Here is a 12,573-nt window from a genome sequence, read left to right on the forward strand (position 1 = left end):
GATATAATAATAGATGGAAAATGTATATTTGACAAAACTATTTTACTATAAAAAATAATAAAAACTGTATAAATGAAAATTTAAAAATATTTAACAATATATAGAAATATATAATTGATTTATACTTTAGTTATGCTTAGAAAAAAATTGATTTATTAAAAAATATAAATATCTATTTTTTAATCCCATTTTTATATCATCTAAAATCTTTCTTATATTTCTTAATTCATAAGCTATACTATTTAAAGCACTTAAATCCTTGCTGTTAAAGTTTAGGCATAACATTATAACTAAATACTGTAATTATAACTCCAATAAATAAACCAGCAAAAAATTTTTTCATAAATAAAAATCCTATTTTAATTATTCTATATAAGCATTCCTAAAATCATATATAGAAAAAATATCATATTTCACACCATGAAGTTTTTTGCTCTGCATAATAGTGGCTTTGTCATAATATATAGGTATTATAGCCATATCCTCTTGTATGAGTATACGTTCTGCATCATAAGCTGCTTTTATTCTTATATCTTCATTTTCATTTGTCATAGCAATATCAACCAAATAATCATAAACAGCATTTGTATATCCGCCGTCATTGCCCAAACCATCAAGCTGAAAAAGTCTTAAATAACCAGATGCCTGATTATAAGCAACACTAGTTCCAGCCTTGATCATTTGAAAACTTCCATCTTTTATTGACTGCAAATATGTTGTAGGCTCTTCATATCTAAGTTTTAAATCTATACCCAAATTATTTTTATACATATTTTGAATTGCCTCTGCAACGAATAATGATGAAGGATTAGTAGTTGTTATTAATTCTATTATAGGAAATTTTTTTATATCAGAATATCCTGCATCGGCAAGAAGTTTTTTAGCCTCTTCAATATTTTTCTGATAATTGCTCTCTTCTAATGAAATATATTGTGGAGCATTATCTCTAAAATTGTTAGTACCTATTTTTACATTAACAGGCACAAATCCGTCAGCAGCTACCCTACCCCCACCCAAAACATTATTTACTATATAGTTTCTGTCTATACCAAGTGCCAATGCTTTTCTTACCAAAGGATTATTAAAAGGTCTTCTCTTCAAATTAACCATATAATAAGCAATAGATGTTATGTCAACTTCTCTTCCTATACCCTGCTCTATTAAAGATGCTCTCTCATTTTCTGGTGCTTCAGGATAAAATAATATACTATCTCCATAAATTGCAGCAACTGCAGTATTAACATCTTCCAAAAACTCGAAAGTTATTTTCTCTGCTTTTACATTATCTTTATCCCAATAATAAGGATTTTTCTCCATTACTATTTTTACAGCCTCATCATATTCAGTCATTATATAAGGTCCGTTTCCAATATAATGATCTTTTGTTAAAGCCCAATCTTCTCCATAAGTATTGATAATATCTTCTCTTACAGGAGAAGCAATATCACTAGCCATAGCCTCTTCAAAATATGGTAAAGGTATATCAAGTTCAATTTTTAATGTATAATCATCTAAAGCATACACTCCAAGTTCTTCCAATTTTTTTTCACCTTTCATTATACTTTGTGCATTCTTTATTATGTCAAACCCCAAAGAAAAAGGAGAAGCCACTTCAGGATCAATTAATCTTCTTAAAGTGTATACAAAATCATTAGCCGTTAAATCTTTACCGTCTGACCATTTAGCGTTCTCTCTCAAATGAAATATATAAACAGTATTATTACTCATAGCCTCCCAGCTTTCAGCAAGTGCAGGAATGATAGTACCATCTTCATCTCTTTGAGTGAGAGTTTCAAAAGCATGTGTTATGTAAACTGCTGTATTAATGCCTTTAGCAAATGCCGGGTCTAAACTACTAGGCATTCCTCCAACTGATACAACTATGCCTTCATTAGATGATTTATTATTTGAACAGGACAATAAAAATATATTAGCAATCAAAATTATTATAAAAATTAGTTTCTTCATAATAGGTATTCTCTTTATAAGATGATTATATATTTAAATATGATAACTAAATATATAATTATGTCAACTATATTATATTAATATAATTTCCGCACGGTGAATATATTAAAAAATATAAATACATTAACTTTATATTTAAATACAAAAATCAATAAAAATAAATCGTGCGTAGAAAAAATTTTTAAACTTAATAAAACTTGGGCGGGTGCTGAAATTTCTAATTATGCTTATAAAAATAATTATAATTTTATTGTCTAAATAAAACTAGAAAATATAAAAGGCGGGGATTCTTATTAAATCACCTCTATAATATACTTAGGATCAACATAATCACATAGCCAAACTTTATTTTCAGATAAATAAAATTTAATACCATCTTCATACATCTGTTTTGAATTAATTTTTATTATTGTTGGCTTTCCATGACGCTCACCTACTTTTTTGGCTGTTTCTTCTGCTAATGATAAATGCACATGAAGTCTATTCATTTTCTTTATGCCTTCATGTTTTATACTATCTATATTATTAATTGAAGTACCATGAAACAATATTTCTGGAGGCTCTTTTTCTTCAAATTGTAAATCTACATTTATGCTATGTCCCTGATTTGCTCTTATTAAAGTATGATTTTCATTGAAGCTGAATCTCTTTTTATCATTATATAACACTACCCTTTCGAGTATATCTTTATTTATATTCCTTCCTTTTGACTTTATTTTTTCTATTAATTCATAAACATTTGCCCAGCCGTCTTTTGATAATTCTAATCCTATATACTCAGGTTTATGTCTTAATACTAAACTAACAAATTTACTAATTTTAATTTCCTCTTTAGTTAATTTATCATCTTTCACTTTATTTCTCCATAAAATACATAATAATAAAATAATATTCTTTATTAATTATGTCAACTATATTATGTTAATATATATTTAATAAACCTTTAACTTAATACTAATATCTTGTAAAAAAATTATTTTACTTGTAATATATATGCAAATTTTTATTTAAATAAAAAAGGATATGTTTATGTCTGTTATAGGTTTATCTGGAAATCTTTTATATGAAAATACTTCAATACCAAAAGCTTTTGTTAATCGTTCTTATGTTGATTCTGTTATAAGATCTAAAGGAGCTCCGTTCATAATGCCGATTACAGAAGATGAAGAAATCATAAAAAAAATGGTTGAAAATGTTGATGGCATAATAATGACAGGCGGAGTAGATGTTCACCCATTCAGATTTGATGAAGAACCTATAGAAAAAATAGGAACAATTTCAGCTGAAAGAGATGAATTTGATTTTACATTAATGAAATATGCAGTTGAAATGAATAAGCCTATATTTGGTATATGCAGAGGAATACAAGTTATAAATGTTTATTTCGGAGGCAGTTTAATACAGGATATACCAAGTCAAAGAAATACTAATATACTTCATAGTCAAACAGCAGAGTATCATACTGCAACACATAAAATTCAAATAGTGAAAGACAGTATAATATATGATATGTTGGATGAAACATCAGAGGTAAATAGTTTTCATCATCAGGCTATTGATAAAGTAGCTAAAGATTTTAAAGTAACTGCTACTGCTAAAGATGGAATAATAGAAGCTATAGAATATAAAAAGAAAGGCTCCTTCATTATAGGTGTACAATGGCACCCTGAATTAATGAGTTCAAGAATAGTAAAGATGCAGAATATATTCGATATGTTTATAGAAGTTTGTAGATCAAGAAAATAATTTTATATTATTCTATATGTAATCATAGCATTCATATCGAAATATAAAGTTGCAGAAAATTCCGGATGTCCTAAATACTGCCCTATTCTCAAATTTACTTCTGTATAAATTCTATTTATGAATTCATACTGGAAATGAGCATAAGCGCCTATTGAATGCCATAATTGTTTGGTATTATTCATATAAGCAAGCATATAATTAATACCGACAGTTAATGGCATCAAATCAAAAAGAATCATAGAATCAAGCTTATATGATATATCATTCTGATCCCTCATTAAAAGCAAATCATAATCTAAATAATATTTTCCAAACATATTGTAGGCATATTTAAAAGTAAGTCCAGCCTGCAAAATTAATCCGCTTCCCTCAAATAAAGATTTGAAAAAACTTACTCTAAATGTAGGTGTTGCTTCAGCTTCAAATGATAAATTAGCAGATTTACGGGCATTAGCTATACCATTAGTACCATATTCATCTTTAGGACTGTCAAAATTTACAAATCCTCTATTAGCAGGAGAAAGATAGTAATTAAGCATAGATACTTTAACATCTATATTAAAATATTCAGATATAGAACTATTAACAAATAATGTAAGCCTATTCATTTCAGCACTTATATGATCGCTTATTCCAACATCAGTTTTTATGCCTTCCCAAATATATCCTGGAAAAACATCTGAAATAAATCTATAGAAAAGCATAATCTTTCCTCCGCCATCTAAGTATGGGCTAAAACGTCCATTTAAATCAGCACCTATATAAAGTCCAGATTGAAGATTAGTTTGAGCTTTTAGGGGAGCAAATATTATAAATGTATATATAATTATAAAAATAAATAAAAATTTTATTAACTTCATTCAAAAATATTCAAAACATTCAATATTATAGTTTTAATATTATAACATTTTATTAAAATATGTATATACTTTCTTATTAAGAAACTATATCACTAACAAAAAAATAAAAAAGGAGCTAATTTTATATAAAAAAGCCCCTTTTATATTCATATACTAAAAAATAATTAATTTTTTACAGGTGTTACAATAGTATCCTCAAAATCATTATCACTATAAGTTTCATCGTCATCATCAGAATAAGCCTCTTCTGCACTCATTAAAAGATTAGAATCATCTTCATCTGCTTTTTTAGATTTTTTCTTTGAAGATGCAGACTCATTATTCTCATCATCATTGTTTTCTTTTGCTGCTTCCTTAGCACCTCCGTTTTTCTGCTCTTCCAAATATTCAGCAAGTTTTTCTTTTACCTTATCAGCTCCGCCCATATTTAATGTTTCTCTAATCTGTATTTCAAGTTCCATACGCATTTTAGGATCTGATGCAAGTAATTCTCTTACTTTTTCTTTACCCTGTGCAATCTGCTCTCCATTATAATAGAACCAAGCTCCGCTTCTTGTAATGATTTTTGCTTCCATTGCTAAGTCTATCAAAAGTCCTTCAGATGATATACCCTTACCGAATATTATCTCTAAATTAACCACTTTAAATGGTGATGATAATTTATTTTTAACAACTTTTATTTTTACTTTATGTCCTATAGTATCATCGCCTTTTTTAATCCATTCAGTTCTTCTTATATCAAGTCTTACAGAAGAATAGAATTTCAAAGCCTTACCGCCTGTAGTAGTTTCAGTAGGACCGGCACCATAACCAGTAGTAGCAATATTTTGTCTTAATTGGTTAATAAATATTACAGCAGTATTAGTATTGCTTATTATAGCAGTAAGTTTTCTTAAAGCATGGCTCATAAGTCTAGCCTGTAAAGCTATATGAGCATCTCCTATATCACCAGCAAGTTCAGCCTTTGAAACTAATGCCGCAACAGAGTCCACAACTACAATATCAAAAGCAGTAGAAGAAACAACTTTCTCTAATATTTCAAGAGCTTCTTCACCGCTGTTTGGCTGAGAAATGTATAAATTATCAATATCAACACCCAAAGCACTAGCATATACAGGATCAAGAGCATGTTCAGCATCTATAAAAGCAGCATAACCTCCAGCCTTCTGAGCTTCAGCTATGATATGCAAAGTTAATGTAGTTTTACCAGAAGCCTCATGTCCATAAATCTCTATAATTCTTCCGCGAGGAACTCCCCCTACTCCTAATGCATGGTCTAAAGTCAATGCTCCTGTAGAGATAACATCAACATTAACAGTTTTATTACTTCCTAATCTCATAAAAGAACCAGGACCATATTTTTTATTTATCTGATCGGTAATTGCTTCAATAGCTTCACTCTTACCGTCTTTTTTTACTTCAGCAGTTTCTTTCTTTTTAGTAGCCATATTAAAAAATTCTCCTAAAAACAATATAATAATACATTGTATAAAAATACATTGTTTTTGTCAAGATAATTGTTTATAAAAAATATAAAAAAATAATAAAAAGGGAAATGCTAAGAAGGAAATAAAAAGCCCCTTATAACAGGAGAACTAGCACCCAGTTGGGTTGACTTACCGTTGCTTCCTTCCGAACCTGGCGGATTCATCATCAACTGCCGTAGAGCCCCGTTATAAGAGATGTAAAAAAATAAAAAGAACATATATACGGAAAGAGTGGGATTCGAACCCACGGTGCGGTTAAGCACACACGACTTCCAATCGTGCTCCTTCGACCAGCTCGGACATCTTTCCTAATTATAGAAACGTGCCTGAGAAGATTTGAACTTCCAACCTTCAGAACCGCAATCTGATGCTCTATCCAATTGAGCTACAGGCACATAAGTTTTTAGTTTAAGAATTATAACATAGATGATATTTTTTGCAAATATAAAATTCTTATTTTTAATATTTGATAATAATAAAAATATATCTTAAAAATACAATGAATTTTTCAGTGAATAAACTCGCTATAATAAAAAATCTCTAGAAACAACTATAATTCATATATAGTTAGCTGCTAGAGATTTTAAAATTATATTATTTTATTATTAATCAAATAGATTATCTCCAATCTTCAATCCTAATTGAATGCCTAAATCAAATGAAGCCAAATTTCTGCTGTCAATTACTTTAACCCATTTATTAGCACTATCATAATAACCATCTGTACCTCTCAAATCTATACCGAAATCTGTTCCTATATAAGCACCCAATAAAAGAGCAACTTTATCATGAACATAGAAAGAATAATCAAATGTAAGTTTAACATAAGTAATAACAGAGTTTTTCATTACATTATTTAAATTATTAACATCATAGTATCCGTCTGTTTTTGTTGTGGTATTTCCTGAAGTAAGCTCCATTGAATGTGTTAAATATAATGGAATTTTTACTCCTATTCCTAAGCCGAAAGCAAAATTTTGATAATGAAATTTAGGAAGTATACCTATAGATAAGCTTTCAAAAGTATAATATTCTTTTTTAGTCTTATCTACATTATTCTCTTTATAAGAACCAGATAATCCGAATGAATCATGAGCATATCCTAAATCTAATAATAAACTGATACCTATATCTCCGTCTGATACTGCATATCCTCCGTAAATATTTACTCCGGCATCAAATCCAACTGTACCGCTGTCTTTTTTATAATTCTTCTTATATTCTTCAGATACATTATTATCAAATCCAATATTATAGAAACCTAAACTCATACCTATAGGAACCATAAAACCAAATTGCCAGCCGCTTGCTGCAAATGACATCTTAGCAAATATAAAAATAATTGATAGTATGATAGTAATTCTCTTCATAAAATACTCCAAAATAGTAAAATATAAATTATATTTCAGGCATATCTATTTTTTTAGCTTCATGCCATAATTTATCTAAATTATAATATTCTCTTCCTTCTTCAGTGAATATATGAACAACTAAAAAACCATAATCGCTCAAATACCAAACGCCCTCAGGATCATTATCATTTTCAGCATAAGGAAGAACTCCGTCTTCTTTTAAATCTTTATAAACCGCATCGGAACCTGCTTTCATCTGAGGTGAAGAAGAAGCTGTGGCCAATATAAAAAAGTCTGAAAGAGTTGTTACATCTTCTAAATCCAATATAACAATATCTTCAAGTTTCTTATCATATAAAGCCTTAGCAGCTTTTAAAGTTAATTCTTTAGCTTTCTCTTTATCTATAAATTTTTTCTTTCTTTTTTTAAGTTTTGTTTCTAAAACCTCATTTGCTTCATTATTATTATTTAATTCTTTATTTTCATTGTTTTTATCATTGTGTAATTTCATAGTAATCATTCCCCAAAATTAATACTGCATTATTTAATACTCTTCTATCTGTTTTTGCATATACTCTTGTTACTCTGCCTTCATTAGCAACCATAAAAGCCTTCTCAATTTGTCCGTCCCTTATAAGAACAACACTTTCATTGAGATTCGTACCAAAGTTGCCGTATTCTCCGGCAGCAAAACCTCTGTAACGCATTCTAATATTTATTCTGTCGGCAAGCCCTCCAACTGTTGTAGCATTTAAAACAGTTAAACTTACATCTTCATTATTTAATTCACTTTTCTGTGTTTTAAGCTCAACATATAATGTCAAATCGTCCATCTGCTTAATAAAAGCACTTCCTTCAAATATAGGAGTCAAAATACCATTATCATCTACCCTTGCATCTATATTTTCTATAACCAATGTTCTTTCATTGCTGTTTGCAAGTATATTCATAATAGCATTAATATCAGGAGGTCTTAAATTACTTTTTATTTTAGAAAACAAAGCATTTCTCATATCTTTAGAATGAATAATACTTCTAAGTTGAGGACTTTGTATTAAAGCTATCATAGAATTAACTATAACATCTTCAAGTCTGTATAAAGTTTCTATATCCTCATATCCTTTCATATTCAAATAATGAAGATATGATATTATCTTTTTTCCTGTAAACATCCATTCGCCTATATCAAATAATAATTCGTATCCTTTCTCCTCATCTTTAAAATTAATAGGCTCTTCAACATACATTTTAACGCCGCCGATTAAATCTATGATATCAGATATTTGATTATTATCAATAGCTATTCTATAAGTTATTTTTTTATTAACTGAATTTTCTATTGCCCTGAAAACCGCATTTTCTCCGCCATTTTTATACAATTCATTTATAACTATAGGAGATGAATCCGGACTTTCCCATAATGCTATATTTCTAGGCAAACCTATTAGTCCTATTCTATTATTCAAGCTGGATATGATTCCTACATAAGCACCATAAATATCATTATTGTCATCTATAAATAAAACTGAAAAATATAAAGGTTCATCATTCTTTTTAGCTATATCTAATTTACTTATAAAAAAGTAATAAAATATTATGCCAATAAAAGATACTGAAAATATTATAGAAAAAATAATCAGCATAACAGCTTTTTTATTAGCCTGACTTATAGTTTTTAAAGCTTTATCATTCAATTTTTTTTCATTTCTATTATTCATCAATATATGATATATTATGTTAATTAAGTTGTCAAATATATTTTTAGAAAAGATTATATATAAAAATATTTATGTTAATTATTGAAATTGTTAGAGTTTTTAATATAATATATACTATATAAATATGATGGATTTTATAATGAATTTTTTTAGAAAAATTATTTTTATTTTTGGATTATTATTGTCATTAATATCTATAAATGCATTATTGGCATGCAAAAATCCCAAAAAAGAAGAAGATATAGACAAAGATTATTAATTTTATGACTCTTACAAAAAGTAAACTTATACTATTAATTATAATAATACTGCTCTTTAGTATTAATGCATACTCTATAACAATAACTATACTGCCGTTTTTAAGTGCAGATGAAACTTGGATAGAAGAATATAAAGCAGATGACGGCATACCTAGGGTACTAGAAGATTCATTAATAAATACAAAAATGCTGAATGTTACAGATTATGATTTATTAATATCATATTTCAGTTCCTATGATATTGTAGCATCATATAAAAGTATGCAAACTAATATACAATTAGCAGCCGATTTTATAAAAGAAACATTTAATTCAGATTATATAATAACAGGAGAAATATTAAATTTTAATCTGAAAAAAGGCGGAAAAGATACGGCTAATGTAGAGTTTAAAGTAAATCTTATAGATATAAACTCATTAAAAACCGTAAAATCTTTTACAGATAAAGGAACCTATACTTTACCAAATAATAGTCCTATATATTCAGCAGAAGATGCTCTTTTTACAGAAACAGCATTAGGAGCAGCATCAGCCATAGCATTAAATAAAATAGCTAAAAATATAACAGAATATTTAGGAAATCCTCCTATAACAGGAATAATAACTAGAATAGAAGATAATAAATTATATATAAATATTGGTAAAAATAATAATATTAAAAAGGGCGATGAATTTTACATATATAAAACAGATAAAATTTTGAAGCTTCCAGAAAATATGTTAACAAATAATATAAGTAATATACCAAAAATATCTATCGAAACTAATGATAATACTAAAGGATATATATCTGCAAGAAGCAATGAAAAAGGAGACGTATGGTATACAAGTGAAATGCTATATAAATACAGATTTTATAAAAATGAAGAAACACTAGTGGCATCTGCAAAAGTTATAGAAATTTATGATTATTATGCAGTATTAGAGAATAAATCTAATGTAAAAATAGAGCCGATGATGATAGTAAAAATAAAAGAGTAGGAGAATAATAAATGATATCTAAACAAAATGTTTTATATAATGAAATTGAAAAAGATGATTATTATATATATATAAACCAGAAAACTAATAAGGGTATATTTACACCATACTACAAAGGAAGCTGTAATAGTTTTTTATATGATTTTAAATTGGATATATGCAGAACATTCCATAAAAATGCCAGATCATACTCTATAGTTGATATGTCATTAGATGGTACTAAAATTATGACTATTTCTGTTACAAGCAATGATTCCCAAAATAATGTATTCAAAATAATAGAAATAGGAACAAATAAAGTATTGCTTGAAATAAATGATCTTTATGTATATGAGGCTTTTTTTACAGGAAATCCTAGATATATATTTATAAGAGCAAGAGAAGTAAATATAATGAAGGTATTTGTGTATGATGTACAGACTAGAAAAACTATGCATACATTAAAAGAAAATATACATATTGGAAGCGGATCTTTTAATGAACAGAGAATTATATTTACATACCCTTCTATATCAGAAAATAAAGTTATAAATTATTTGAATTTTAATACTTTAACTGAAACTAAAGAATCAATAGGATATTCAGATATTAGAGTATCTAAAATTTTTAATGCTTCTAATAAAGAATTGCTTTTGGTAGATAATGACGAATCTGTATCTTTATATAGTGGTAAAAAAATATTTTGGAAAATTCAGTTTCTTTCTTTTCTTAACCATTATATAGGAGGATTCTTCTATCTAAAAGAAGATAATAAAGTATATTTAGATACTCCTGCTATAATACAAGAAAAAATGTCTAATAATCAAATTGATGCTATGGTTTTATATAGGATAGATGCTTATTCTGGTAATATAGAAACTATACAATTGCCGTCTAAAATAAAATATAAGAGATTTACCCATATGTTCGATTATAAATTAATAGATGCTGCAGGAAATATATTTGATTTAAAAGACAGGACTGCATATTCATTTCCTTTAAATACTCATAGGTAATGATATACTATTGATTTTTTGAGAAAAATTTATATAATAATAATTATGTTAAGAAATGCAATAATATTAATTTCAATATTGATATTCACTATCTCATGTGATGAAAATAATACTAAAGAAGTATGCAATGTATGTAATGAAACAAAAACTCTTTCAGCAAAAGAATATCATGTATTAATTAATAAAGGTACAGAAACTCCTTTCACAGGAGATCTTTTAAATATAAAAGAAGACGGAATATATACATGCAAAATCTGTGATACACCATTATTTCGTTCTGAAGCCAAATTTAATTCTGGAACAGGATGGCCTAGCTTTGATGATGCTATTAAAGAAAACATAAAGTTAGTACCGGATGGAGACAGAATTGAGGTTGTATGTGCAAAATGCGGAGGACATATGGGACATGTATTTTATGGAGAAGGTTTTACAGAAAAAGAAACCAGATATTGTATTAATTCTGTTTCTTTGAATTTCGTTAATAAATTCACAAATGAAAATAATAATGAAAATTCTGAAAATAAATAATATTCCAAGATAATAAAGAAACTAAAATCTAAAATTACGGAGTTTAATATACTATGATAAAAAAAACAATAATAACAATCTTATCTTTATTATCAATTATTTCATGCTCTCAAAAGCTTAACAGCCAAAATATTAATGATAAAGGTAACAATATGAACAATAATACAGCTATGCCTGAAAATGTAAAATATGCTTATTTTTCCTCAGGATGTTTCTGGGGAACAGAATATTGGTTTGAAAAATCAAAGGGTGTTATATCTGTTGTAAGCGGATATGCAGGCGGACATAAAGTAAACCCTACATATCAGGAAGTATGCACAGGACTTACAGGACATTTAGAAACTGTAAGAGTTGCTTATGATCCTGAAAAAACAACTTATGAAGAATTGGTAAAACTTTTCTTTGAAACTCATGATTTTACTCAAAAAAATGGACAAGGTCCTGATATAGGATCGCAATATTTATCTGCAATTTTCTATCAGAATGATGAAGAAAAAGAAACAGCAGAAAAATATGTTGCTATGCTAAGAGAAAAAAAATATGATGTTGCTACAACTATAAGACCATTTAAAAATTTCTATGAGGCAGAAGATTATCATCAGAACTATTATGCTAGAAAAGGATCTATGCCTTATTGTCATTTCTATACAAAAATATTTTAATTAAAAATATAATGAT

Annotated in this window: 12 protein-coding genes, 2 tRNA genes and 1 other RNA gene; 5 read left to right on the forward strand and 10 right to left on the reverse strand. The window is 27.6% G+C overall.

Going from position 1 to position 12,573, the window contains the following annotated elements; genetic code table 11:
- Positions 1–363: 363 nt before the first annotated feature.
- Together BHYOB78_RS09845 and BHYOB78_RS09850 are read right to left on the reverse strand one after the other, a co-directional pair.
- Positions 364–1,968 (reverse strand): peptide ABC transporter substrate-binding protein, encoded by a 1,605-nt coding sequence (locus BHYOB78_RS09845; RefSeq protein ID WP_020063996.1) that lies wholly within the window; start codon positions 1,966–1,968, stop codon positions 364–366.
- Between the two features lie 293 nt (positions 1,969–2,261).
- Complete coding sequence (locus BHYOB78_RS09850) at positions 2,262–2,822, reverse strand: RNA 2'-phosphotransferase (protein ID WP_020063997.1); 561 nt, start codon at positions 2,820–2,822, stop codon at positions 2,262–2,264.
- 175 nt (positions 2,823–2,997) lie between these two features.
- On the opposite strand from BHYOB78_RS09850, the gene BHYOB78_RS09855 reads away from it, so the two are divergent.
- A complete protein-coding gene (locus BHYOB78_RS09855) occupies positions 2,998–3,714 on the forward strand; it encodes a gamma-glutamyl-gamma-aminobutyrate hydrolase family protein (RefSeq protein WP_012670635.1) in 717 nt (238 codons plus the stop codon).
- A gap of 2 nt (positions 3,715–3,716) precedes the next feature.
- Here BHYOB78_RS09855 and BHYOB78_RS09860 read toward each other — a convergent pair whose 3' ends face one another.
- The 8 genes from BHYOB78_RS09860 to BHYOB78_RS09895 all read right to left on the reverse strand — a co-directional run bounded on the left by BHYOB78_RS09860 (position 3,717) and on the right by BHYOB78_RS09895 (position 9,131).
- On the reverse strand, positions 3,717–4,574 hold the full coding sequence (locus BHYOB78_RS09860; RefSeq protein ID WP_012670636.1) for a hypothetical protein: 858 nt from the start codon (positions 4,572–4,574) through the stop codon (positions 3,717–3,719).
- Positions 4,575–4,738: 164 nt separating this feature from the next.
- Positions 4,739–6,022 (reverse strand): recombinase RecA, encoded by a 1,284-nt coding sequence (gene recA, locus BHYOB78_RS09865; RefSeq protein ID WP_020063998.1) that lies wholly within the window; start codon positions 6,020–6,022, stop codon positions 4,739–4,741.
- Between the two features lie 133 nt (positions 6,023–6,155).
- Positions 6,156–6,250: signal recognition particle sRNA small type (gene ffs, locus BHYOB78_RS09870), an RNA gene on the reverse strand.
- 34 nt (positions 6,251–6,284) lie between these two features.
- Positions 6,285–6,370: transfer RNA gene (locus tag BHYOB78_RS09875), tRNA-Ser, on the reverse strand.
- A 12-nt stretch (positions 6,371–6,382) separates the two neighbouring features.
- Positions 6,383–6,456, reverse strand: a tRNA-Arg gene (locus BHYOB78_RS09880).
- 210 nt (positions 6,457–6,666) lie between these two features.
- Positions 6,667–7,431 carry a hypothetical protein gene (locus BHYOB78_RS09885; RefSeq protein ID WP_012670638.1) on the reverse strand — a complete coding sequence of 255 codons (765 nt, stop codon included), beginning with the start codon at positions 7,429–7,431 and terminating at the stop codon, positions 6,667–6,669.
- 28 nt (positions 7,432–7,459) lie between these two features.
- Positions 7,460–7,924, reverse strand: coding sequence for a ribosome silencing factor (gene rsfS, locus BHYOB78_RS09890; RefSeq protein ID WP_012670639.1), 465 nt, complete (start codon positions 7,922–7,924; stop codon positions 7,460–7,462).
- Positions 7,908–9,131 (reverse strand): LCP family protein, encoded by a 1,224-nt coding sequence (locus BHYOB78_RS09895; protein WP_012670640.1) that lies wholly within the window; start codon positions 9,129–9,131, stop codon positions 7,908–7,910. Before BHYOB78_RS09895 ends, rsfS begins: the two co-directional genes overlap by 17 nt.
- A gap of 263 nt (positions 9,132–9,394) precedes the next feature.
- On the opposite strand from BHYOB78_RS09895, the gene BHYOB78_RS09900 reads away from it, so the two are divergent.
- From BHYOB78_RS09900 to msrA, 4 genes are read left to right on the forward strand one after another with little or no spacing between them, the layout of a single operon-like run.
- The gene (locus BHYOB78_RS09900) at positions 9,395–10,372 is read left to right on the forward strand and encodes a hypothetical protein (RefSeq protein ID WP_020064001.1); all 978 of its coding nucleotides are present in this window, start codon (positions 9,395–9,397) and stop codon (positions 10,370–10,372) included.
- Between the two features lie 11 nt (positions 10,373–10,383).
- Positions 10,384–11,367 carry a hypothetical protein gene (locus tag BHYOB78_RS09905; protein WP_012670643.1) on the forward strand — a complete coding sequence of 328 codons (984 nt, stop codon included), beginning with the start codon at positions 10,384–10,386 and terminating at the stop codon, positions 11,365–11,367.
- Between the two features lie 45 nt (positions 11,368–11,412).
- A complete protein-coding gene (gene msrB, locus BHYOB78_RS09910) occupies positions 11,413–11,895 on the forward strand; it encodes a peptide-methionine (R)-S-oxide reductase MsrB (RefSeq protein WP_020064002.1) in 483 nt (160 codons plus the stop codon).
- Positions 11,896–11,948: 53 nt separating this feature from the next.
- On the forward strand, positions 11,949–12,557 hold the full coding sequence (gene msrA, locus BHYOB78_RS09915; RefSeq protein ID WP_020064003.1) for a peptide-methionine (S)-S-oxide reductase MsrA: 609 nt from the start codon (positions 11,949–11,951) through the stop codon (positions 12,555–12,557).
- Positions 12,558–12,573 lie beyond the last annotated feature (16 nt).

The sequence above is a fragment of the Brachyspira hyodysenteriae ATCC 27164 genome (assembly GCF_001676785.2).
In the GTDB taxonomy this organism is placed as follows: Bacteria; Spirochaetota; Brachyspiria; order Brachyspirales; family Brachyspiraceae; genus Brachyspira; species Brachyspira hyodysenteriae.